Annotated in this window: 22 protein-coding genes; 9 read left to right on the forward strand and 13 right to left on the reverse strand. The window is 58.3% G+C overall.

From position 1 onward, the window contains the following. The first annotated feature begins 7 nt into the window (after positions 1-7). Together Mal15_RS25295 and Mal15_RS34235 are read left to right on the forward strand one after the other, a co-directional pair. Positions 8-826 (forward strand): inositol monophosphatase family protein, encoded by an 819-nt coding sequence (locus tag Mal15_RS25295; protein ID WP_147870292.1) that lies wholly within the window; start codon positions 8-10, stop codon positions 824-826. A 55-nt stretch (positions 827-881) separates the two neighbouring features. Next, positions 882-1028, forward strand: a complete 147-nt coding sequence (locus Mal15_RS34235) for a hypothetical protein (RefSeq protein ID WP_167547038.1) — start codon at positions 882-884, stop codon at positions 1026-1028. Between the two features lie 162 nt (positions 1029-1190). On the opposite strand, the gene Mal15_RS25300 is transcribed toward Mal15_RS34235, so the two are convergent. The 5 genes from Mal15_RS25300 to Mal15_RS25320 all read right to left on the reverse strand — a co-directional run bounded on the left by Mal15_RS25300 (position 1191) and on the right by Mal15_RS25320 (position 8884). Further along, positions 1191-3101, reverse strand: a complete 1911-nt coding sequence (locus Mal15_RS25300) for a dockerin type I domain-containing protein (protein ID WP_147870293.1) — start codon at positions 3099-3101, stop codon at positions 1191-1193. Between the two features lie 115 nt (positions 3102-3216). Next, positions 3217-4707 (reverse strand): hypothetical protein, encoded by a 1491-nt coding sequence (locus Mal15_RS25305; protein WP_167547040.1) that lies wholly within the window; start codon positions 4705-4707, stop codon positions 3217-3219. Next, on the reverse strand, positions 4704-7181 hold the full coding sequence (locus Mal15_RS25310) for a serine/threonine-protein kinase (protein ID WP_147870294.1): 2478 nt from the start codon (positions 7179-7181) through the stop codon (positions 4704-4706). The genes Mal15_RS25305 and Mal15_RS25310 overlap by 4 nt, the downstream gene beginning before the upstream one ends. Next, positions 7178-7810 (reverse strand): sigma-70 family RNA polymerase sigma factor, encoded by a 633-nt coding sequence (locus Mal15_RS25315; protein WP_147870295.1) that lies wholly within the window; start codon positions 7808-7810, stop codon positions 7178-7180. The genes Mal15_RS25310 and Mal15_RS25315 overlap by 4 nt, the downstream gene beginning before the upstream one ends. A gap of 210 nt (positions 7811-8020) precedes the next feature. Further along, a complete protein-coding gene (locus Mal15_RS25320; protein WP_147870296.1) occupies positions 8021-8884 on the reverse strand; it encodes a hypothetical protein in 864 nt (287 codons plus the stop codon). Positions 8885-9120: 236 nt separating this feature from the next. Between Mal15_RS25320 and Mal15_RS25325 the strand changes: the two genes are divergently transcribed. The 4 genes from Mal15_RS25325 (at position 9121) to Mal15_RS25340 (ending at position 13788) form a co-directional block, all read left to right on the forward strand. Further along, a complete protein-coding gene (locus Mal15_RS25325) occupies positions 9121-9324 on the forward strand; it encodes a CsbD family protein (RefSeq protein WP_147870297.1) in 204 nt (67 codons plus the stop codon). Between the two features lie 87 nt (positions 9325-9411). Continuing rightward, positions 9412-9999 carry a PRC-barrel domain-containing protein gene (locus Mal15_RS25330; protein ID WP_147870298.1) on the forward strand — a complete coding sequence of 196 codons (588 nt, stop codon included), beginning with the start codon at positions 9412-9414 and terminating at the stop codon, positions 9997-9999. Positions 10000-10300: 301 nt separating this feature from the next. Then, positions 10301-11809: an ATPase domain-containing protein gene (locus Mal15_RS25335; RefSeq protein WP_147870299.1), complete on the forward strand. Its 1509-nt coding sequence runs from the start codon at positions 10301-10303 to the stop codon at positions 11807-11809. Continuing rightward, positions 11806-13788, forward strand: a complete 1983-nt coding sequence (locus tag Mal15_RS25340; protein WP_147870300.1) for a PAS domain-containing hybrid sensor histidine kinase/response regulator — start codon at positions 11806-11808, stop codon at positions 13786-13788. Before Mal15_RS25335 ends, Mal15_RS25340 begins: the two co-directional genes overlap by 4 nt. A 6-nt stretch (positions 13789-13794) precedes the next feature. Here Mal15_RS25340 and cls read toward each other — a convergent pair whose 3' ends face one another. After that, positions 13795-15378, reverse strand: coding sequence for a cardiolipin synthase (gene cls, locus Mal15_RS25345; protein ID WP_390623405.1), 1584 nt, complete (start codon positions 15376-15378; stop codon positions 13795-13797). Positions 15379-15836: 458 nt separating this feature from the next. Here cls and Mal15_RS25350 point away from each other — a divergent pair, with 458 nt between their 5' ends. The 3 genes from Mal15_RS25350 to Mal15_RS25360 all read left to right on the forward strand — a co-directional run bounded on the left by Mal15_RS25350 (position 15837) and on the right by Mal15_RS25360 (position 19160). Further along, a complete protein-coding gene (locus Mal15_RS25350) occupies positions 15837-16916 on the forward strand; it encodes a CNNM domain-containing protein (RefSeq protein WP_147870302.1) in 1080 nt (359 codons plus the stop codon). Between the two features lie 52 nt (positions 16917-16968). Further along, positions 16969-18162, forward strand: coding sequence for a zinc metalloprotease (locus Mal15_RS25355; protein ID WP_233903021.1), 1194 nt, complete (start codon positions 16969-16971; stop codon positions 18160-18162). A 242-nt stretch (positions 18163-18404) separates the two neighbouring features. Next, positions 18405-19160 carry a PIN domain-containing protein gene (locus Mal15_RS25360; protein ID WP_147870304.1) on the forward strand — a complete coding sequence of 252 codons (756 nt, stop codon included), beginning with the start codon at positions 18405-18407 and terminating at the stop codon, positions 19158-19160. A 39-nt stretch (positions 19161-19199) separates the two neighbouring features. On the opposite strand, the gene Mal15_RS25365 is transcribed toward Mal15_RS25360, so the two are convergent. The 7 genes from Mal15_RS25365 to Mal15_RS25395 form a co-directional block, all read right to left on the reverse strand. Next, positions 19200-20216, reverse strand: a complete 1017-nt coding sequence (locus tag Mal15_RS25365) for an acyl-CoA desaturase (RefSeq protein ID WP_147870305.1) — start codon at positions 20214-20216, stop codon at positions 19200-19202. 327 nt (positions 20217-20543) lie between these two features. After that, positions 20544-20750 carry a small basic protein gene (locus tag Mal15_RS25370; RefSeq protein ID WP_147870306.1) on the reverse strand — a complete coding sequence of 69 codons (207 nt, stop codon included), beginning with the start codon at positions 20748-20750 and terminating at the stop codon, positions 20544-20546. A gap of 121 nt (positions 20751-20871) precedes the next feature. Continuing rightward, a complete protein-coding gene (locus Mal15_RS25375; RefSeq protein WP_147870307.1) occupies positions 20872-21267 on the reverse strand; it encodes a hypothetical protein in 396 nt (131 codons plus the stop codon). A 165-nt stretch (positions 21268-21432) separates the two neighbouring features. After that, positions 21433-22731: a beta-ketoacyl-[acyl-carrier-protein] synthase family protein gene (locus Mal15_RS25380; RefSeq protein ID WP_147870308.1), complete on the reverse strand. Its 1299-nt coding sequence runs from the start codon at positions 22729-22731 to the stop codon at positions 21433-21435. Next, on the reverse strand, positions 22721-23263 hold the full coding sequence (locus Mal15_RS25385) for a 3-hydroxyacyl-ACP dehydratase FabZ family protein (protein ID WP_147870309.1): 543 nt from the start codon (positions 23261-23263) through the stop codon (positions 22721-22723). The genes Mal15_RS25380 and Mal15_RS25385 overlap by 11 nt, the downstream gene beginning before the upstream one ends. Then, on the reverse strand, positions 23263-23652 hold the full coding sequence (locus Mal15_RS25390) for an acyl carrier protein (RefSeq protein ID WP_147870310.1): 390 nt from the start codon (positions 23650-23652) through the stop codon (positions 23263-23265). The genes Mal15_RS25385 and Mal15_RS25390 overlap by 1 nt, the downstream gene beginning before the upstream one ends. 86 nt (positions 23653-23738) lie before the next feature. Continuing rightward, the gene (locus tag Mal15_RS25395) at positions 23739-24230 is read right to left on the reverse strand and encodes a 3-hydroxyacyl-ACP dehydratase FabZ family protein (protein ID WP_147870311.1); all 492 of its coding nucleotides are present in this window, start codon (positions 24228-24230) and stop codon (positions 23739-23741) included. Positions 24231-24258: the final 28 nt, after the last annotated feature.

The raw sequence follows: 24258 nt of genomic DNA on the forward strand, positions 1-24258 counted from the left end.
CAAATTCATGCCCAGCGATCTGGCATCCATCCTCCGCCTTGCCGAGTCGGCCGCCCAGGCCGGCGGACACGTCTTGCACCGCTACTGGCACGACGGCGTCGAGCTGCGGGATAAATCCGAAGTCGGCGGTAAGAGCTATGACCTGGTCAGCGATGCCGACTTGGAAAGTCAGTCGGTGATCGCCAACCTGATCGCTTCCGTCTGCCCCGATCATGAACTGATGGGCGAAGAGGATCTTATCGGTGACACCGATGCGGAGCACCTGTGGGTCATCGATCCGCTGGACGGCACCAACAACTTTCTGCACCACGTGCCCCACTTCGCGGTCTCGATCGCTTACTATCACAACGGCACCCCGACGGTCGGCGTGGTTCTGAACCCGATCTCCGGTGACACCTACACGGCCGTCAAAGGCGACGGGGCAAAACACAACGGCGCCCCGCTCCGTACCGCCACCGCGACCGAATTGTCCACCGCGTTGGTCGGATGCGGATTCTACTACGACCGCGGCGCGATGATGCGATCGACGCTGTCGGCCATCGAAGACTTCTTTGCCCACGACATCCATGGGATCCGCCGTTTCGGGACCGCGGCGCTCGACCTGTGTGCCGTTGCCAGCGGGATGTTCGGGGCGTTTTTCGAGTACAAGCTCTCGCCCTGGGACTTCGCCGCCGGACAGCTGGTCGTGACCGAGGCCGGCGGGAAGGTCAGCGATGCGAAGGGCAACCCGCTGGGGTTGCAGCCTTCCAGCGTCCTGGCAAGTTGCCCGGGCCTGTACGACGCCGCCCTTGAAATCACCGCCAAGCATCACCCGGCGTCGTCCTGACACCGCCTCGCCGGACGACATCCGTTCCGGGTCGTCCGCGGGCGACGAACCACGAGTGGCATCAGCCGATTCGCGCAAGCGTTCGGGCATCAGCGGCGTTCGAGCCCCCAGCGGCGTTCGAGCCCCCAGCGTCGGTGGAGGCCCCAACGTCGGTGGAGGCCCCAACGTCGGTGGAGGCCCCAACGTCGGTGGAGGCCCGTAGGCTGGCGCCAAACGGCTGATCCCAAGAGGGGGCGCGGAACCGAAAACGCCAGAATTCTACGAATGAAAACGCAAACGAATCGACCGGTTTTGCGCAGCCCAGCCTAAAGCATCAGTGATGCCAGTCCGGAAGGGCTGGCCTGCCTCAAAAGACCCGACCGAGTCAGCTTAACGACAACTGAAACGTGATCTCCTGATCGGTCGGGTTGGCAATCCTCAAGAACACCTGCTGTCCGACAGACGTGTCGGCGATCACGATTTGGCCACCCAGTCGATCAAGGATCTCCTGGATCGATTCGAAGTTGTCCGGATAGGTTCCGGGGATCACCTCCGCGTTCTGGTCCAGCAGGTGGAACTGCAACCGCAATACCGCTTCGTCTTTTCCGTTCAATCCTCTTGCCAGCATCCGAATCACGGCCGCTCCGGATTCATACGAATAGTAATTCACATCGTTGGGGGCGATCGTGATGACCGCGTGTGCCCCTGCCGACGCCGGATCGGAATCGGGCAACGGTAATGCGGTTTCCAATTCCGACGCATCAACCTCCACCGGGATCACGGTCGGTTCGATCAATTCGATGGCGACGCGATAGTCGCTTGCTTGACGCGGATTGTGAATGGCCAATACGTACTCGGCGGCGGCTTGATCGGTCGGTCCGGTAAGCCATGCCGAAAGCGAATCGGATTGCGGTGAACCGATCGGCGTTTTGTCGCTGCCGCGGAACATCTGCATCTCAACCCCTTCATCGCCGGTCAGCGTTAAAACGGCTCGTCTTGCGTCGGTTGTAAAACGGTAAAAATGAACTTGCCCGCTGATCTCGGTTGTCCCGGCAATCGTCGCTGAGTTCTCATGAAAATGAACCACCCCGGCCTGGTCTTGCGAGTAGCCGCTCAAAAGCGATTCGTCCGGTTGATCGGGCGCGTTATCCAGCAGCACCGAGACACTGTATTGCCCGGTTGCTGCAGCGGTCGAAAAGACACGCAAGTAGATCGAATCAGATCCGAGGGCTGCGTCCTGAAACGCCTTGTAGTATCCGATGTCGGTTTGGTCATTCACGGCGATGGACGAGGGCTCGCGGTCCAGGACGTCTCCGTTTTCGCCCAGCAATTCAAAACCGATCCCATCGACGCCGTGGACATAGACCGATCCCGGCAGTCCGTTGGGCAGTCGAAACACGTCGACGTCGCCGGTCGTTTCAAGAGATTGGACGAAACTGGATCCGTTAGGCCGGATCGCGACGTCCACGGCCGTGAGAATCGTATCGCCGACGTCGCCACCATCGTTTCCGTCGACGTCGGTCAATTCATCACTTGATTCCGGCAACCAACGTGACGGTTCGAATTGGAAAACGCTCAAGGCGAAATCGAATGCCGCTTCCGATGCACCGTCGGCAAACTCGACCCGGACGAAGTACTCTCGACCGGGTTGGGTCGGGAAATCGATTCCCTGGAATCTTGCTCGAGCGGCTTGCGAGTAACTGCTGGTGATCCGCTGCATCTGAGCGTCCAGGATCGTCAGTTCCGCCAGGTTCTCGTCCAGGACCGAATTCAAGTCGACTGTTGCGCGTGGCAATGTCGCGGTGAACCGATAGGTTTGCGAATTCTGTGCGGCTGAAAGCGAGCTGATCACGTGTGCGAAGTCGTCATCAAAACCGAGCGTCTGGGCTTCGCCTTCCTGGCCTACGGGGATCGATGAATCCTCCTCCGACTCTGCCGCACCGATGCCGGTCGTTGCTTGGCCCAGTCGATTGATGACGAATAACGCATCACGGACGGTCAATTCGGCATCGCCGTTGGTATCCAGATGCAGCGTCGTCTGCGAATCGTCGGCATCGAGTCCAAGGATGGGTGGCGCAGCGACCTCCGCGAGGTCGGCCGTGTCCGAACGTCCGAGTTGGTTGATGACGACCAAAGCATCACGCACCGTGACCGTGCCATCACTGTTGCTGTCGGCCGGGTCAAGCGGATGCGTCCATGGGCTGAAGGGATCGGCGGCGAGCAATTGGCGGGTTTCCAAACGCTCGTGACAAAGGTGGATATTTCGTGGCCGCAAATTCTTAACGCGTCGTTTCATGTCAAAGGAAATTGAAATCATGGACTGGTCGAATGAAAGTTTTCCAATCCAAAAGACATGGGGACCCGGCGAATCGTCACGCAGGATCCCCCGATTCCCTTTTTGCGTTCAGGTTTCAATCGACTTTGGCATCTGATTCGGTGTTTCGAGAAAGCGGAGCCATTTCGCCGCTGCCCTGCATCAAGTTGCGGTCGACCACCGGCAGTCGGGGCGGATCGATTTCAAAGTTGATTGCGAACTCACGTCCCACGTCGTCGGCGGAATCGGGACGATCGCGTGTTTGGTTGCCCGTGACGTCAACGTAGGCCTCCCCTGTTTTCGCACCGTGTGCTCGCGGCCGTAAAATCACTGCGATGTCGACCCAAGTCGCGGGGTCCCGTTCTGGCATGGGCGGGTCGTCCGCAGCAGGACCCGCTTTGGTCTCTCTGGAATCCGTTTCTCGGTAGCGTTGAAACTGCAAGCGGAACGGCGAAAGCAGCGGCTCGACAAACGCACCTTCGATAAACAGTCGTTCGTCAAAAAACAGGCCCGTCGATCCCGTTTCCTCTGTGTCTGCCTCGCGCTCCTCCTGGTCGCTGTCGGCCGCATCGGAGGTTGTGGTGTCGTCTCCAGAAGTCGGCGGATCGACCGATTGAGGCATGGGCAGCTCCAGCAAGTCTTCGTCGTCTTCGTCCTCGTCATCCATTTCCAACCGGAACCATGCAGCGTCGGCGGCCCGGCCAAGATCGATTGGGCCGGCGGGCTTGAATGAAATCAGAGTCGACGCCAATTCCGTGATCGCCGGGTCCGGGGAAAGACTTTCTCCAGAATCGATGCCAGAATGACCGTCCGGCGGATTCACTGGCGAAAGATCAACCGGCGGGGGACTCTCTTGGGGCGGTGGAGACGGCTCGACAGGAATCGGCTGAAGCGTCGCTGATCCGGTGCCAATGCCCGATGACGGGATGGGGGCGTTCAGGCCAAACAGGAGCATCGATTCTGTGCTGGATGTCGATGGCGCGACATTGAGCAGCGTCGGCCGGGCTGGATCCTCAACCACGAACGGGACCGCCATCAAAAACTGCTCGGCTTGCCCGCCGCCGACCGCGTAATCGCTGACCGCACCGATTCCTCGCAGTGCGTTCCCGACCAACGTGCCGTATTGTCGAAGAACGGGAAATCCATCGGAGAATATCGGCGGGCCCGCTGGACGAGCATTGTCCCCAAAGTCCAAATCGATGATCGCTTGAAACACACCGCCGGCTTTTGCGCTGGAGTCCGCGAAGTCACGCACGTCACGGACAAAAACCTTCGCAGCGTACTGCCCACCCGTCACCGCCGATTCCACTGATCGACCATCCAGATCATGGATCTCGACACGCAGCCGAACCGCGGCGTCGCTACCGAGAAATTTCTCACCCGAGATTGGTGCGGAGGCGTTACGATCGGACGACAAGTCTTCCTGACGTTGACTCGTAAGGATATCGATTTGTTTCAAAAGGGCAGCTAACCCGCCCTGATCGCCTGATCGGCCATCCGGTTCGGTGCCCAGCGTCAACGGGGCCTCGGCAGAGAGGGCCAAGCGAGTCTCTAACCGTTCCAGTGTCAGTGTTCGTTGTTGGTTCACGGTCGCTGATCCTGGGGTTGGTTCTGCAGGGCGATGGGTTCGCCGGTTCGCGCAAGATTCTTCCGCACGCCATCGAGTGCGGCCTGGTATTGAGGTGCATCCGGGCGGCGACGCACTAAGTTCTCTAACAGGTCGTGGGACCGCTGCAGCGCCGACCGGGCATCGCGGTCGTGACCGCAGCGGTGCAGGCAACGTCCATAATTGTTGTAGGTGATCGCCAGTTCTTCGGTGTAGCGAACCATCATGGGCAATCGGTCGACCAAGCTTCTGAACAGCACAATTGCATCGCGATACGCTGTGATCGCCTCGTCGTCGCGATCGAGTCGAACGAGCAGGGATGCCTGGTTGTTCAGGTTGAGCGCGAGTGCACCGACTGCCTCGTGAGTGGCATTGGTGTTCAGTTCCCCGCCATGTTCGATCCGAACGACCGATCGCAGAACATGAATGGCCCGCTGGTTGTACCTCAGTGCCTCTGGTAAGTCCGTGTCTTGCACCAGATGGCCAAGATTATTGAAGATCATCGCTGCGGTCAGCGCGTCGGCGGTGTTGATCAGGTCGTGTTCGGGAAGCAGTTCGCCGGCCAAGTGGAACTGTCGTTTCGCTTCTTCGGTTCGGTCAAGTGATGTCAGCAGAAGTCCGTAGTTGCCATGGACCGTGGCCAGCGTCCGCGTGCGGTCGGCGTTGTCTATTGCGATCGGCGGAAGCTGCTCGAGCACGACGCGGTATTCATTTTCGGCCGCGGCAAATTCCCCCAGTTCGGCCGAGAGGACAGCGATACTGTTGCGGCACAAGGCGGCCCGGTATTGCACGGACGCCGATGGAAGATGTGAGTTGAAATGTCCGAGCGCTCGCCGATAGACGTTGCGCGCCCGTCGGTTCGCACCGAGTTCCTCAATGATCTTTGCCGCCCGGTAATGCGTCTCGGCCAACTGCAGCGGCGAATCCGACTTGGACTCTGCTTGCCTGACATCGTCTTCGTAATAGCGGAGGACGTCGCGGACCAACGCCTCCCTGACGTGTTCCGCTCCGGCGACTCCGCGCAACTGTTCCGCCGCCATCAAACCGAAGCGGTCAAGCACATCGCGTGTTCGACGCAGATGAGCTTCCGCGCGGTCTCGGTTTTGGTTGGCGACCAACAGATGGCGATCAGCCGCGACGAGCGCACTTTGGAGTTCAGATCGCTGTCGCGCGAACAACAGCGTTGCGCCGAGCAGGCCAACGAACAACACGCAGAACACCGCAGTCGAAGCGGCGACGGCGCGACGATGCCGGAGGGTCCATTTTGAAATCCGCTCCAACGTAGAAGGGCGTCGCGCCAGAATCGGATGACCGTTCAACGCTCGACGCAGATCGGCCGATAATTCGGCGGCTGATTGATACCGATCGGCGGCATCGGGCGCGATCGCTTTCATCACGACGGTTTCGATGTCCCGAGAGATGTCAGGGTGATGCCGCCGGATCAACCACGTTTGGCTGTTGAAAGCCGTCGGCTCCGAATCAATCGGCACCGTCGCCCAAGCAGAACTTTTCTGCCGACCATGTTGTCCGGTCAATAGTTCAAACAGCGTCATTCCCAAGGCGAAGATGTCGCTGCGGTGATCGACCAATGCGGGGTTCCCGCTCGCCTGTTCAGGACTCATGTAGCGACGCGTTCCGACGATCACACCGGGTTGAGTGAGTCGATCGGCGTGTCGACAGCGAGCCAATCCAAAATCCGACACCCACAGTTTGTTGTTGCTGTCGATGATCAGATTCGACGGTTTGATGTCGCGATGGATCACGCCGTGCTGGTGCGCGTGTTCGATCGCATCGGCCGCTTGAATCATCCAGCGGATCGATTGCATGGCGTCCGGTTTGTTGGCCTGCCACGCTTCATTCATTTGGTCCAGCGAACGGCCGTCGATCAACGGCATGCTGTAGCAGTGCACACCATCCTCTGGTCCGACCGAATAGATCGGGACGATGTGGGGATGATGGAGTTGGCCGGCTGCCTGGGCCTCCAGCATGAAGCGTGCAATCTGCTGCTGGTCCAGGACGACCGAAACCGGCAGGACCTTTAAAGCAACGATTCTGTCCAGTGATTGTTGCCGAGCCTTGTAGACGATCCCCATTCCGCCGCGACCGACTTCGCTTAGGATTTGATAATCGCCGAGCGTTTTGGAAACGAGGTTTTCCCACGAATCCGATTGGAAGCCCGCTGTTTGTTCGTCTGTCTGTTCGTCTGCAAACCCGTTCAACGCATCAATGCTGCCGATTAGCCCTGGTAGCTTTTGATCGAGTTCCAATTCGGGGTAACGCGCGCACTGTTCGGCGATGAAGGAGGATTGAATCACCCGACCGACTGACCGACGCTCCAGATACAAATCCAAGACGCCCACCAATGCTTCATCTGCTTCGGTCAGCCCGGGTTGTGATTCGAGTTTCCGCTGACGCCGCACGGTCAATTGCACCTGTGCACCTGAATCTTGGTTCATAGACTGTCTCCGTTGCCCAATCGGTCCCGCAGCGCCTCAATCGCCCGTAACCATAACATTCGCGTCGCACCGTGCGAGCGTTGCATCCGTGCGGCAACCTCCTTGAACCCCAAGCCCTCGACGCTACGCAACATCAACACCTCGCGATAATCATCGGCAAGCTCCGCCAACGCGTTGGCGACGTGGACGCTGCGATCTTGGCGCTGAAGCCGTGCCGAAGGAGAGGGCGAACCGGCCTGGAGGACGGTTTCCAATCGAATCGAAGATTGATCCACCGACTTTCCGATCGCTTCGATCGAGACCTCTTTACGGACATCGCGAACCTGCGACTGGACGTGTTGCTGGACCAGGTATTGGATTCGACGCGTTAGAATGGAACGCAGCCAGGCCACAAACTCGCCGCCGGTCGTTCCGCGAAAGTTTTCAAAACCGCGATGCGCATTCAGGAACGTTTCTTGTGCGATATCCGAGGCGCTGGCCCGCACGCGGAGCCGTGACCGGACCTGTGACGCGGCGAGCAGTTTGATGTAGTTCTGGTACATCCCGAACAATGTGCTCAACGCGCAGGCGTCTCCCGACTTGGCCGAAGCAAGGAGGGCGTCCACATCAGTAGCGCTGCCAGATTCCATCAATCGCACGGTAATGGTTCATGAAAGGTTCATCTCTCCAAGACGAGCGAGGGGGCCCATCGTAGAACAGACATGGGGGACGCGACTTTGTCACGCGCGTCATCGATATTTTTTAGAATTTGCGACTTCATCGTGCTGCTGTCGCTATTTTGGGCCGGAGACGTGACCCCAAGAGGTGGTGCGGTTCATCCACGGCGGACTGGCTCGGGGTCACTCGGCCGGTTCAAGCTCGTCGACCGGGAGGGCTGATTCGACACGATAAAAGTAGGGCTCAGCGATTCGTTCTGTTGTCCCGCCCAAATACGGCGCTTCATCAATCCGCACCACCGGATGATCGCCATGCGACATCCAGATCTCGCGTGTCGTAAAACGTGCGATCGAATAGGTCCAAACCGATTGACCATCGACGTCCCTGGCTTCGATCAACAAGAACACCTCTGGATCAGTCCCCGAGGAAGAAACGTAGGCGAAAAGTGCCGAGTCCAGAACACGATCGCTGCCACCGACAACCCGCGCGACAGGCTGTGGCAGCAATCGCAATTCCTGTTCAACATTATCCTCGCTGACCCGCATTCCGAACGAAAACGACCGCGCTAACAATCTCATCTGCGCAAGTCGCTGGGGCGGCGAACGCGCTGGGGGACGCGTCCCCGTCATCGGCTTGGCTTCAATGGATGTCCTCGGGATCCAAACCTGCGATTCATCCAGTCGCGTCGCCATCACTCGTTCATCGGCCAACGAATGGAATTCCTGGAAAATCTCGTATCGGCCATCGTCAAGTTTGTGCGAGCCGATGCAGCCGACGACCTGCACGCGTCCCTTACCTGTCCAGGCAAAAACATCTCCGGACCACCCTCCGAGACTGGTCCAGGTCATCACCGGCGAATCGCCGACCACCAATTCCGTCGAGGACTCATCGTCGATCCGGAATTCCAACTCTCGCGCTTTTGCACGAGACGTATTCTGTAGACGCCGATTCTCTTCGATCGCGTTTTCTTGTGACCAAGACTGACGCGGAGCAAGACACAGCAGCACCAGGGTGCTGGTGATCACCGGAACAGCTAATCTCTTCACAACGCCACTCCTGGACAGATGCCGAGGACTTTTTAAAGACGGCGTGTCTAATTTAGCTTCCCGGACGTGTCCGGGCATCCCGCGGACGGTTGACTTGCACCGATTGATCCGCGCTGCCGACGCCGGTGGCAAAAAATCAGCCGGCTCGTTGGCACGTGGAATGCTTCCCCGTTGGCCGTCGTGCAGTTCGATGCGAGCTGCCCATCACACTTTCAAGCACAAAGGGGATTTTACTGATGAACTGGGACACCATCGAAGGCAAATGGAAACAAGCGAAAGGCCAAGCCAAGCAAAAGTGGGGCAAATTGACCGATGACGAACTCGACCAAATTGATGGCAAACGCGATCAATTGGTGGGGAGGATTCAGGAGAAGTACGGAATGGCCCGTGATGCGGCGGAAGCCGAGGTTGAACAATTTGAACGCTCATGCAATTGCTGATCGTCAATCGTCCGCGGTGGTCGCGTGACTGCCAGCGAATTGTCCATCTTGCGAATCGTCCGATGAAACTTTTTGAGGTGTAGTGATATGAGACTTGCGATTAGAAAAGCAACGACCGTCTTCGGTATTGTCGCATTGCTGGCCGCACCGGCCATGGCTCAGGATGCGAGCACAAAGGAACGAGTGCAGCGGAATGCCCAGAGAGGCAGTTCGGTTGGGCAACTTGACAGTAAGACGAAAGGCACCACGGTTCGAGCGAGTCAGTTGTTGGGCCTGAATGTCTATGATGCAGAAGGCGAAGGCATTGCCGAAATCAAGGACATCGTACTGGACGCCAACTCCGGGCGCGTGCTTTATGCCGCAGTCACCTATGGCGGCATCTTCGGTTTGGGCGACAAGTTGTTCGCCGTGCCGTTCAAAGCGTTTCACGTCAAGCAGGAACGCGACAATCCCGACGATGTCTATTTGACTTTGAACGTGACTGAAAAACAGCTCGACGGTGCCCAGGGGTTCGACCAAGACAATTGGCCCAACTTCGCCGACGAAAACTTCGTTTCCGAATTGAATCGGCGGTATAACGTCAAGGCGGATCAACAAAACCGAAACCTACGCGAACGTCTGGAAAGCCGTGAAAACCGCGTCGAGGAGGTCGAGATTGACATTGAACGTGAGTAAGACAATTCACACTTTTCGTTAACTCTCCTTCACTAGCACGCGAGCCGAACCTGTTTGGCTCGCGTGTTTTCGTCTAGCGTTCGGACTTCGCGTGGCTAGAGGAACTGGCCGGGGGCCTTGCGATCGGTGACCAAACCCGACGGATGAATGTGTGACCGGCATTGCCAGCGAGCCGAACAGCGGCGACTCGAGCGAGGGGGGGCTGGATGACTTCGGGAGGGGTGAGGTAGCCTGCAGAGCAACGTTCGATACCAGATATTCGTTGCACTGCATTTGCCAAATCATCGCTGGGAACGGCCCCATGAGTCAAGAATCGCGTCCAGTTCGTTCCGGAATTGCTGGATTGGATGAAGTCTTGGGCGGAGGCTTTACTGTCGATCGGACCTTCCTTATCGAGGGCGAGCCGGGGACCGGAAAGACCACATTGGGGATGCAGTTTCTGATCGATGGCGCCCGGCAAGGCGAACCTTCGATTTATGTCACGCTTTCAGAGACAAGGTCTGAACTTCTTTCTGCTGCTCAGTCCCATGGATGGTCGCTACACGGGATTGAGATTTACGAACTTCTGGACCCTGAAAGCTCGTTCCAGAGTGACTTGCAATACACGATGTTTGAACCGGCTGAGATTGAGTTGGCCGAGACGACGCGAGGGCTGCTTGAACAAATTGAACGCATCCGCCCCACCCGCATCGTGATCGACTCGCTGTCCGAGTTTCGCTTGTTGGCACAGAGTGGGCTTCGCTATCGCCGTCAAGTATTGGCATTGAAACAGTACTTTACTGGAAAGAACTGTACAGTGCTGTTGCTCGATGACATGTGTAGCGAGGGGCACGACTTGCAACTGCATAGCATCGCGACCGGTGTGCTCAAACTAGATCGACCTGTTACCGACTTTGGTCGAGAGCGGCGGCGATTGAGAGTCGTGAAGTTTCGCGGCCGGCAATTCCAGAGCGGCTACCATGATTTTGATATCTTGCGCGGCGGAATCTCGGTCTATCCACGTATCATGGAACCGGCGACCGGGCAGACGGCCGAGCATCAATCATTGCTGCTAAGCGGGAATGGAGGACTGGACACGCTACTTGGAGGTGGGGTAACACCCGGGACCAGCACACTTTTACTGGGACCCGCTGGTGTGGGCAAATCTTCGTGTTCACTGATGTTTGCTTATGCCGCTGCTAAACGGGGTGAGCACGCGATCCTTTACGCATTCGATGAAGGACGCAGCACGTTGCTGAGCCGAGCCAAGGGGCTGGGGATGGATTTGGCCGCTTTTGAGTCAGAAGGGTTGTTGAGGATCGAGGTGGTTGATCCCGGGGAAATCACACCCGGCCAGTTCGCTTACATGGTGCGACAGAGTGTGAAGGGGACCGACACCGGCCGACGCACCTCGGTCGTGATCATCGACAGCTTAAACGGCTATCTAAGTGCGATGCCAGAAGAGCGATTCTTGCACATGCAGATGCACGAGTTGCTTAGCTACCTCGGTGGGCATGGAATCGCGACGTTCCTGGTCGTTGCTCAACACGGGATGCTCGGCGCTGCGATGCTGACACCCGTCGATGCCAGCTACCTTGCCGACACCGTGCTTCTGTTTCGCTATTTTGAAGCCGATGGTTGCGTCCGGCAAGCGATCTCGGTGGTCAAGAAAAGGAGCAGTAACCACGAACGCACGATTCGAGAGTTCCGGATGCAGGATGGGAAGATTGTGATCGGGGAGCCGCTGTCCCAGTTCCGAGGCATTCTGGAAGGGACACCCGTCTATCACGGTGGAACAGCGGACCTGATCAGCAGAAAGCCAGAGTCATGATTCCTGATTCGGAAACCCCGCAGCGACTCTTGGTGCTCGCTCCAACGGCGAAGGATGCTTCGCTAACGCAGCGTTTGCTCGAATCTCCTACGGTTCACGTCACTGCTTGTCAGGACCTTCCCGATTTGCTTGACCAGATTGCTCCTACGGTCGGTGCGGCTCTGATTGCCGAAGAACGCTTGACCGGCGAATGGCGTTCGACGATCGGGCGTTTTCTGGATCAACAGCCGGCATGGTCGGATTTCCCATTTCTGGTGCTGACCACTCGCGACGAAGTGACGTCCGCACCGTTGGAATACCTGCAGCACGTCGCGAACGTGACGCGAATCTCTCGTCCGGTCCGCATCCGTACGCTCATCAGCAACGTTGAATCTTGCTTGCGAGACCGCCAACGGCAACGAACGGTCCGCGACTTGTTGGAATCCGTTGAAGACCGAGAGCGGAGGTTTAGGGAACTGGCCGATTCGATGCCAATTATTGTGTTTACGATGACGCCGGGCGGTGAAATCGATTACGGCAATCAGCAAGCATCAGAATCGCTCGGCCCCGAACCGAATCTGGGGCGTGTGGGGCTGCGTCGCATGATTCATGCCGCGGACTACCGTGACGCGCTGTGGTCGTGGAAGCAGGCGATGAATACCGGAAAAGATTTCCAAGCAGAGTTCCGTATTCGCAATGAGCGGACCGGCCAATTCCGATGGCACCTTTCGCGGGCAGTTCCGATTCGCGACCACACCGGCGGTATCGCCCGCTGGTACGGAACATGCACCGACATCGACGCGCAGAAACGGCACCAGCAGCACCTAAATGCAGCGCTTGAGCAAGCCGCACTGGCCAGCGTCTCCAAAAGCGAGTTCATCGCGAATATGAGCCACGAGATCCGTACGCCGATGACTGCAGTGCTCGGCTATGTTGAACTACTAGAGTCACTCGAAAAGGATTCAGAAAAACTCGGCTACCTGCAAACAATCCATCGGAATGGAGTCTTCTTGATCGACATCATTAATGACATCTTGGACCTGTCAAAAATTGAAGCCGGCAAACTTGATATCTCGGTGCAGGATGTTGACACACATACAGTGTTGCAGGACGTCTATGCGATGATGCGTGGGCGCGCGGAAGAAAAATCGCTTAAGTTTGACATTCAAGTCAGTACGAAGATCCCTCGTGAAATCCGCACGGATCCGAAACGGTTGAGACAAATACTGATCAATCTGATCGGCAACGCGATCAAATTCACTCACCATGGCGGGGTCACGCTGTCACTGGCATTCCAGGGGAACGAGTTGATCTACGAGGTCATTGACACCGGAATCGGAATCTCGTCAAACGACCAGAGCCGACTGTTCCAAGCGTTTAGTCAGGTCGATGCGTCGGCCGGGCGTGAATACGGTGGCACCGGTCTCGGGCTCGCGATCAGTCGGCGGCTCGCGCACATGCTGAAAGGAGAAATCGAGGTCGAGAGCATGTCGCAGCGGGGAAGTTGTTTCCGGCTCCGGATTCATGTCGTCGAGTCTGACCGATCCGACTTGATTGCTCCTGGCCTTGAAAGCGTGGTTCAAGTGCCGGAGCAGCGAACGCAGGACATCACTTTGTGTTGCCGAGTCCTCGTGGTGGATGACCGACGAGACATCCGGCAGCTCGCCGGACATTTGCTCCGCAGGGCAGGTGCGGAGGTTGATTTCGCAGAAGACGGATTGCAATGCAGCGATGCTGTTCGTCAGTCCCTCGGCTTCCCTGTCCGTTACGATTTGGTTTTACTGGACATGCAGATGCCCCGGATGGATGGCTATCGAGCTGCTGCCAATCTGCGTGAAATGGGTTTCAGTCAGCCGATCATCGCACTGACCGCGGACGCGATACAAGGCGACATGGACCGGTGTATTGCCAGCGGATGTAATTCCTATTTGAGTAAGCCGATTGACGCCGAAGAGTTGATTCGGGTCGTCGCCGCGTTTACCAATAGCACACCAATGTAAACGCGGTCACTGGATAGGCGCTAGCAATCGGGACGCGCGGACCAACAATTGAAATCCTAAATTGCGTTTCTGTAAGTCATCGCCTTCAACGCGTCGACACTCCAGAAAGTCGTCTTCAAGCATGCGTTCAACATCTGAGATGAAATCGCAATCGAACATCGCCAACATGAGCTCGAAGTTCAGACGAAATGACCGATTGTCAAAGTTCGCGGTGCCGACAGCGGCGACGGAGTCGTCGACCAAGATTACTTTCTGGTGCACGAACCGCGGTTCGTACCGGTAAACCTTGACCCCGGCCGCATCGAGTTCGCTTAGGTAGGAAAAGGAGGACAACCAAGCGAGTGTCGAATCGGAATGCTTCGGAATCATGATGCGAACATCCACGCCTCGCAGCGATGCCAGTTTTAATGTGGTCACCATCTGCTCGTCGGGCACAAAATACGGCGTCGCGATCCAGACGCGCTGCTCGGATGATTGAACCAACTGCATGAAGAACATCAGTGCGGTGTCAAACTCATCTGCAGGTCCGGTCGGAACGCACAAGCCCTCCCCTCCCGTGGCTTTTGCAGCAACTGGAGTCCAACGAAGGTTCTCCAGCATCTCCCCGGTCACCGCATGCCAGTCCTCCACAAACGCAACTTGGCTGCATTGCACCAAAGGGCCGTGCACGATCACATGAGTGTCTCGGTACAGCCCCAGTTCATCGACGCCGTATCGATACTCGTCCCCGATGTTGAGCCCACCGACAAACGCGGAGACGCCATCGACGATTAACAGCTTTCGATGGTTTCGAAAATTGATTCGCGTCGTTGATCCGTCAGCCAGCGGGGAATTGAAGCCGTGGACCAAGACGCCATTTTCCGTTAAATCCGAAAGGTAGCTGGAAGGTAAATCGCGGCTGCCATACTCGTCATACAGCACCATGACCCGGACACCTTGCTGGGCTTTCTTGACCAGCAGGTTCTTCAGCTCTCTGCCCAACCAGTCGTCACGAATGATGTACGATTCCAGTAATACATAGGATTCCGCGGCGTCGATTTCGACCATCATCGCGTCAAATGTTTGACGGCCATCGATCAGCAATTTCGCCGCATTACCGCGGGTCACGGGGAGCTTCACCAGGCGCGTAAGCACTTGGCGTGTTCCGTCAGAGGCCGGCGCGATCAGATCAGCAGTCTTTAAACTCTGATAAAGGTGCTTGATGATAGGATCCCCCTCCGACACGCTGGCCCGATAGGCAGTCGAGTAGGTCTCATAGTGCGTCTCTCCGATCGTCCAATACAGAGGCACTGCGAGGTATGGGAAGGTATTCAGAGAAACGATCCACGCAATCGCACCTTGGGGAGTGCGTTGTTCGGTAAGCACATTGAGTGAAGCAGCCGCCCCTAGAAGGTGCGCCACGAGGACGAAAACTGCAGTCAGCCGACGGCGGTGTAACCGCATCCACGCGGCGATGCGACGAAGTCGCTCGTGCTTGGCGAATACACAGCGGATCGGCGCCAGTGCGCCGTCGAGAACGCGATCTCGAATCCACCCAGGAACGTACCGTGCCCGCCAGAGGAACGACCAGCTGGAATGCCTCTCGTGCATTTTTGTGGGCACTCGCTCTCGGCTCCGGGCTGAAGGTGTGCTGCGATTGGGCAGCGTGCTGGACATCACGAGTTTGTCCCCAGCAGGCAAATGGCATGCCAGTATGCGGCAATCGAAGGGCAGTGCTGCATTCCGGCGGCAGCGAAAGATTGCGGCGGACAGATCTCCCCGACCTGAAAAGCAAACTCCCGATTTGGCGGCATTGATCTCCGATAGCGTGGTGGTCCCTGAGCGTCCACTCCGGTCGCTTGTCGACCTTCTCGGCGATTTGCCATCATCGCAATGTTCTCCAGCGTCCCGTCAATCAGACGATCTGGAAGTCGTCGGTCGACACTGGCGTCGATCCTGACGACACCCCATCGAAAACTGCGCAGCCGTCGAGTGCATTGGCATATGACGTGCGACAGACCGAGGGGCTTGCTCGCCTCCATCACTCCAGTCACCGTCGGGACGGCACTGTGGACTACGTACTACTGGTCATCTTTCTGGGCCTTGCGATCGGGGTTTCGTTTCTATGCTCGATTGCCGAAGCGGTGCTGCTTTCGATAACGCCCAGTTTTATTGCCGAGCGGCGGACGGAAAAAACGAAGTCGGCGATGCGAATCATTCGTTTGAAGGAAGACATCGACCGTCCGCTGGCCGCCATCCTCAGCTTGAACACGATCGCCCACACGGTCGGAGCGGCAGGCGTCGGTGCGCAGGCCGCGAAGATGTTTGGCGATCAATACGTCGGTGTCATCAGCGCGGTGTTGACGCTGCTGATTCTGGTGCTCAGCGAAATCATCCCGAAGACGATCGGGGCGTTGCACTGGCGGAAGCTAGCCGGGGGTATCGCAGTCGCCGTCCAGTGGTTGATCGTGGTGATGCTGCCGCTGGTGTGGCTCTCGGAGTTTCTGACGCAGTGGCTCGGCGGTGACAAGAAACAGAAACTCGTTACCCGCTCGGAAATCGCGGCCGTCGCCGAGCTGGGGACCAACGAAGGTTTGCTTCAGAAACATGAATCGCGAATCTTGCGCAACCTGCTGACGTTGGAGTCGATCCGGGTGGAGGACATCATGACTCCGGGCACGGTGGTGATTTCATTGGAACAATCGCAACGGTTGGGTGAGGTGGCCGACGCGATTGCCACCATGCCGGTTTCGCGAATCCCACTGTTTCGCGAGCACCGGGACGTGGTCACCGGGTTCGTGATCCGAAGCGATTTGCTGACCGCGATCGCGTCGGGGCAATCCGACAAGACGCTCGAGGCATTTTCCAGACCGATTCTGGCCGTCCATGAAGACGATGGCATCACGTCGGTTTTCGATGACCTGCTGGACGCGCGGGCCCACATTGCCATGGTGGTCGACCGGTTCGGCGGGTTCGAAGGAATTGTTACCTTGGAGGATGTTTTGGAAACGTTGCTGGGGCTGGAAATCGTTGATGAGCACGACAAGGCGGTCGACATGCAAGCCTTGGCACGAAAGCGTTGGCAGTCGCGTCTGGAGCGGCAAGGCATTCAGGTGCCGTCGCGAAACGACAGCGCAGTGGCGCATTAAAAGGCCCACGCGGCGGTGTCGTGCAACCGAAATGAATTGCGGAGTTGAACGCGTGCAGCGTAACCCATTGATCGAGATCGGAGTCATCGTCGCCGGGCCGATGGATTCGGTTGACCGTCAATCCATCTCGATCGCGATCGGACAGGTGGGTGACTTTTTCCGTGGGCAGTTTCCGGAGTTTGACTTACGGATGCTGCGGGCTCGTCGGCCGGAGCTTTCCGGGGACGGTCGTGCCCAGCCGAGTGAACTGTTGCAGCAGGCCGCCGAGGACCGAGACATCCATCATTGGGACTTCGCGTTCATTTTGACCGCGGCCGAGCTGGCCGGCGTCTACTCTCCCTTTTGTTTCGCCGCCCTCAGCAGGCCGCTCGACGCAGCTGTCTTCTCGTTGTCGTTGATCGATCCCCAGGCCAGTGGCGATGCCGATGAAGATGTGCGGGTGGATCGCATTGCGCGACGGCTGAGTCGTTTGATGCTGCACGCGATCGGGCACTTGACCGGGCTGAACCGTTCTTCCGATCCGAGCAACCTGCTGTTTCCCCCGGCGACGGTCGATGAACTCGATGCGATGCAGCACCTTGATGAAGAGCAAACCAATCGCCAACGGGTGGCGCTCGCGGAAATCGCCGACGCGCGGCTGGAAGAGTCGTCGGGGCGCCGCAAGAGTTATCCCGTGTTTGCAATCAATGCCGCCTGGATCAATCGCCGCGAGATCGTCGATGCGGTTTTGGGAGCCAGGCCCTGGGAGTTTCCTCGGCGGCTGAGCGGGCTGACCATCGCATCGGTCTCGACCGTGCTGATTCTATTCATGACGGCCGAAGCCTGGGACCTGGGCTTGTCGCAGACACCCGCGAGTGTCTTGCTCTTGATCGCGCTCAGCTTGTGTGCCACGACGGGGTATGTGATTCAACGCCAGCAACTGCTCGTCCGCAGGGGGCGGGGGCGAAGCGAGCAGACGATTGTCACTTCCGTCTCCGCCGTGACGATCGTGTTTCTGGGGATGTTTGTCACCTGGATCGCACTGATGTCGATCGGGTTTTGTGCCGGCTGGTTGTTTTTCCCTTCCGAACTTGTCATGAACTGGGCCGCATCATCGTCACTGCAATCGGAAGACCTTGGACTGACGACGACGGCACACATGAGTTCCTTTTCGGCATCGGTCGCCCTGATGATCGGCGCGCTCGGGGCCAGTTTCGAATCGCAACACCACTTCCGCCACATCATTTATGTCGATGAAGAGGTTTGACCGTTGGTGTCTAGTGTTCCGCCGCAGTTCGGTTTTCGGGTAGTGGACGAGGCGACGAGTCCATTCGGATCGCGCCCAGCGAGGACTCCTCGCGTCGTACATTATCGTTTACCCCAATCTTAAGACGTTTCCCCTTCGCTGCTCCGCAGCGAGCGTGGGCGGCGAAAGCCTGGACACCAGCGCCGTCCGAATCTAACGGTCGAACGCCTTGCGCCACACACGACACGCAGTGCGCACGCAGATTGGTCGACCAATTGCGGCGTGAAGCTGACAGCCAGGCAGATCTGACCAAGGCTTGTCAGGTGCCCGGTGCCGGGGGGAAGCGGGATGCCTCTGGTTGGAATCCGGCCGGCATGTCACGTCCCCGAATCGAAATAGACCTTTCAAGCGATCTGATGCGACCCCACTACGTCTTCATCGACCTGGAAAATGTTCCTCACGATTGCTCACAGCAGCTCGTGAAAAAGCCTGCCAAAATCCTTGTCTTCGTCGGCGCGAAACAAAGCAAAGTTTCCGTGAAGATGGCAATGGCTATCCAGCCTCTCGGCAGCCAGGTCGAGTACATCGAAATCTCCGGCAGCGGTCCCAATGCGTTGGATTTTCACATCGCGTTTTACTTAGGCAAACTTTCGAAGTCCGTTCCGTCGGCAACGTTTCAGATAGTTTCCGATGACAAAGGGTTCGACCCGCTGATTCAACATCTGAAGTCCCAAGGCATCCAAGCCGACCGGACCAAAACGTTGAGCGCTGTGCAGCCGGTCCCGGCGAACAAGGAAGGCGCGCTGGCAAAACCGCTTGAGGTGGCGATTGCGCGTTTGCAGCGCACCAAGGCGTCCAAGCCGCGGAAGGTCAAGACGCTTCGTAGCACGCTCGCGTCGTGGTTCAACAACAAGTTAACGGACAAGGACATCCAGCTTGTCATCGACCAACTGGTCGCCAAAAAGCATGTGACCATATCCGGGGCACAGGTCAGTTACACCCTGCCGAAGACCAAGTGATCGATGGGGTAAGCGACCGGCCGTTCATTGGCCGGCGGTCTACTTCGTCATCGATTTGGGGCGCACGACGTCGGTCGCCAACCCGATCATTTCCAGCAGCCGGATCACGCGCCAGGACATATCGAACTCCCACCAACGATGTCCGTGGGCGGCGGCCCGCGGTTCGGCGTGGTGATTGTTGTGCCAGCCTTCGCCGTGGCTGAACAATGCGACCAGCCAATTATTGCGGCTGTGGTCGCGGGTTTCGTAATTGCGATACCCGAACGCGTGGGCGACCGAGTTGACCGCCCAGGTGCCGTGCAGCACAAACACGGTGCGCACCGCGACACCCCAGACATAATAGCTGGCGGCGTACTTGAGCGCCCCGGCACCACCATCGACGAAGTAGCCGACGATTGCGCCTAGAAGCGTCAGTGCGACGGCGTGGCCCAGGAACACAAAGAACCAGCCACCCCGGCGTTCCAGCCGCAAATAGAACGGATCGCGGAGCAGGTCGCGGACATAGCGTTCGTAATGGGACGTCCGGTCCAGATCCCGGTTGCGTATGACCACCCAACCCATGTGTCCCCACAAGAAGCTGACTAGCGGTGAATGGGGGTCGGGCTGGTCGTCGCTGTGCTGGTGATGCATGCGGTGGATCGCCACCCAACGCGCCGGGGAATCTTGCAGATTACACATCCCCAGAATCGCCAGCCCATGTTCCAGCCATTTCGGGCACTTGAACCCGCGATGGGTCAGCAGGCGATGGTAGCCGATCGTGATTCCCATCATGCCGAACACGAAGTGACCGGCGATCGCAATCACCAGCCCCGACCAGGTGAACAGCCAGGGCACGAACGCGAGCAAGGCGATCAGGTGCACGGCCGCGAGCACGGTGACGTATTCCCACAGGATGCGTGTCGGCCGCGTTTGCTCGGGGGGCGGCAGACGCTGTGGGTCGATCGCAGGTGCTCGATCGCTGATCGTGTCAGCAATCGCTGCGGTTTCTGTGGTCGAACTCACCTCGGCGGAATCGGGCTCCGCCGAAGACGTTGAGGTTGCGTCGGCAGTGGACATCGGTAGGGACCGGGTTTGGGAAAAGGAGCGGTAAACCGACTCGGTCGGCCACCGGCATGCCCGCACAGACCCTGCATGCCGCTGGGGGGCGATCAGGTCCATCAAACATTCCCAAGGCACGACGCGATCTGTCGGAGAAATCGGCAGATCACAGTGTGGGATTTGGGCAAGGGTTATCTCTAACGCGTAGTTGTACGCCAGACCCGCGCCGCTCCGGCAGGGCAAACCGCGAAGAAAAAAGCCGTGGGCGAAAGAATTCGCTCACGGCTTGTTCGTTCGTGCGTCAACGCACGTTTTGGGCTGCAATGGCCAGCCAGATCGACTCGACTACTTCTTGTCGTCGTCGGCCTTCTTGACCTTCTTCTTCTTCTTCAGCGAGACCTTCATCACACGCACCTTGGGCATCCCCAGGATCGCTTCGTCTTCGTTGAATTTTTCTAGGCGTTGCAACTGGGCGATCCGCTCGGCTCGGGTCAGCACGTTCCGCGCTTTGATCGCCCCAGCTTTTACCTTCAGGCTGCGATCGAGCGTCATGGTAGCTTCCTCGGGGGAGGGAAAGAGGGGGATTGAGTTTGTTTCGAGCCGCGAAGGTTAATGCCTGCGGCCGGGATCCGCAAGGTTGAGCAGGGATTTTTTCGTTCCCTAGCCGGCGGGCTCACTTGTTCAAGTAACCGGCGCTGGTCTGAAAGTACTTTCGCCGCCGCACCAGGCTCTGGTCGGCGTCCGACGCGGCGACCAAGTCCGCCAGATTTGCCTGACAATAGCGGCACTGGACCGTTTGCAGATGAAAGCGGATGTAGTCCGATTGCTCCTCGGGAAGCGTTTCCAGCAGGTACTGCCCAAGCTCCTCACGCGAGGGGCATGACAATCGCCCACGCCGCCAAATTGCCCCCAAAGTGTGCAAGCCCGCGGTCTCGCGGCCACGCACGGCGATCAGCCGCTCACGCAGTCCGGCGTCGGTTCGCAGCTGCTGCTCCAATTCCGTGGCCCGTTCGTCGGTGAGCGCTTCGTCCAGGAAGGCGACCAGTTCGGCGTCGGTGAAGTCGGGCATCGGATAAAAGCGGGACGGAGTTGAGGCGGGCTGATCGGCGGGACGTCTCTCGCACTCGGTTTTCGGGTATTGGGCGAGGCGACGAGTCCATCCGTAATGCCAACGACGAGGACTCCTCGCCTCGTCCCTTACTGCTTAACCGGCTATTGATTCGTTCCCGTCGCGCTAGACGTCACGGCTGAGGCACAGGGTGACGTTCTGCCCCCCAAAGCCGAAGCTGTTGTTCAGGGCGTACTTCACGTCTGCCGGCCGCGCCTCGTTGGGGACGTAGTCCAGGTCGCAAGCGGGATCGGGGTTTTCGTAGTTGATCGTCGGCGGCAGGATCGAATCTCGCATCGCCAGCAGGCAGACGATCATCTCGGTGACTCCCGCGGCGGCGATCAGGTGTCCCATCATGCTCTTCGTGCTGCTGACGGGAACCTTGGCCGCATGCTCTCCAAAAACTTCATGACAGGCCAGCGATTCGACTTTATCGTTGACCGTGGTGCTGGTTCCGTGAGCGTTGACATAGCAGATGTCGGCGGGTTTCAGCCCTGCGTCGGCGATGGCCATCCGCATCGCCGCAATCCCGCCGTGTCCGTCGGGGGGGATGTCGGTGATGCGATAGGCGTCCGCGGTCGTGCCGTAGCCGGCGATTTCGCCGTAGATCGTCGCGCCGCGTGCCTTGGCGCGATCGAGGTCTTCCAGGATCACCATCGCCGCCCCCTCACCGAGCACAAAGCCGTTGCGAAGCCGGTCAAACGGCCGGCTGGCTTTAGTGGGTTCGTCGTTGCTTTCGCTCAGCGCGGTCAACAGGTTGAACCCCGTCACGCCGAAGGGGTGGATCATGCTGTGCGTTCCGCCGGCCAGCATCACATCGGCGTCGCCGCGGCGGATCATTTCCGTCGCTTCGCCGACCGCTTGGCTGCTGGCCGCACAGGCGGTCAGGCAGTTCATGTTGGGACCTTGGGCGTTCAGCAGGGTCGCCAGGTGGGCCGCCGGCATGTTCGGTTCCTGTTCCAGCTCGCTGGCGGGATTGAGCAGTTCCAATCCACGTGCGATGAACTTGGACGCGTCGAAGTCGCCACCGGCGAGCGCGGCGGCCATCATTTGACTGAACGTGTTGAAGTCCTGGTTGCCTTCGCCGCTGCCCAAGTAGACGCCGAAACGCGTCGGATCGGTGATGGTGTCGCTCACACCGCTATCGGCCACGGCTTGCCGGGCCGCGCCGATGGCGAATTTCGTGTGTCGACCGAGTGTTTCCGGGCGACCGGGCGGCAGATCTTCTTCGGCCAGCTCCCAGTTCTTGACCTCGGCACTGATCTTGGTCGGAAAACCGCTGGCGTCGAACAGGGTCGTGTAGGCGACGCCGCTCTTGCCCGCCTTGAGCCCCGACCAAACCGTGTCGACGTCATGGCCCATCGGGTTGACCATTCCGATCCCGGTTACGACGACGCGACGGCGATGTTGCTGATCACCTTGCATGCTGACTTCTCGGCGCTGATGACGAATTGAGTTTTTCGTAGGTCGGGAATCGATTTCCGTTGGCATCGACCGCCACCGAAAAGAACTTCATGATCTGCAGCATTCCCTTCAGGTCGTCCGGTTCGAACAACGGACCGTCGACCAAATAGCCGTCTTCGAGAAACGCGAACATCAAATCGATCTCCGCTTGGATCTCCCCGTCACAGCGGCTGATGCTGGTGACGGTCCCGCCGTTTTCCTGAACGGCGTCCAGGTGCACTTCGTAATTCAACGTGGTCCCGTTGAGCGCTGGTGCATGAAACTTTGCCCGCCCGACCTTGGCCAGGACGACGCGTTTGTCAAACAAAAAATGCTCCGCCACCAGAATCCCGCCCAGCTGCGCCATTCCCTCGATGATCAGGGTTGGCGGCAGGAACGGGAATCCCGGACAGTAATTATCGACGACCTCCTCATCCAAGGAGACGTTCTTGATGCCCTTGGCATGGGAGCCCGAGACAAACTCGGTGAAACGATCGACCCATAGCCATCGCATCAGTCGTTGACCTTCGCACCCACGTAACGGCACAGATCACCGACGGTCAGCAGGTTGCCGAAGTTTTGCACCTTGGGGTCGGCTTCGAATTCGCTCAAGTCGGCCCAGGGCATGCGTTTTTTCAGCTCGGCCAGCCCGTCGGCGGTGACCACGCCGTCCTGCACGTATTGGCTGTTGGTCAGGATATCCTCGGGCGAGAGTTCCTCGCGAGGGATCTGGATGTCAAATGCCTTTTCCAGCTTGAACACGATGTCCAAAAAGTCGATCGACTCGGCACCCAGGTCGCCGACCAGGGTCGCTTCCATCGTGACCTCGTCGTCGTCCACGCCCAGCGCGTCTTCGAGGGCCGATTGGACCTTTGCAAAAATTTCGTCGTCTGTCAGAGCCATCTCGTGGTTTTCCTTTGCTAATGCCTTTTCCGCAAGTCCCGTCCGGCGGTTCACTCCGCCGGTAAAAACTAGCCTTGCAGATCAAACTAGGTGGTTGAAGTGGGGCTGAACGAAACGTCCCCGAATAACTCTTTGAATTGTTTTTTTGCCCGCCGAATGACGTCCGCGTCTGTACCAGTCTCCGCCGGCTCGTTGCTACCCGAACGTTCCAAAATCAGCCGCGCCGCGACGGTCACCCGCCCCTGTTTCTCCGCCGTCGCTTTGACGGTGATCAAACCGTCATTCTCTTTGACACGCTCGGCGGTGACCAACAATGTTTCACCCGGTGACAGAAAGTCGCCGAACTTCACATTGCGGACTTCCCGAAGCAGCACCAGGGGGGACGCAAAGTCGTCGCCGACACGGATCATCCAAATCGCAGCCTGATGCAGGGCTTCCAGCATCATCACGCCGGGCATCACGGGAAATCGCGGGAAGTGGTCCTTCAGGTATTCTTCCTCCGCCCGCAACGTGCGCTCGGCCACAATCCGTTGTCCGGGATCCAGGCTGACGATTCGGTCCAGTTGGCGGTACTTCATGAAACGGCGAGGATGAACCAAAAATTCA

Origin of the sequence: Stieleria maiorica, from assembly GCF_008035925.1 — a bacterium.
Lineage (GTDB): Bacteria > Planctomycetota > Planctomycetia > Pirellulales > Pirellulaceae > Stieleria > Stieleria maiorica.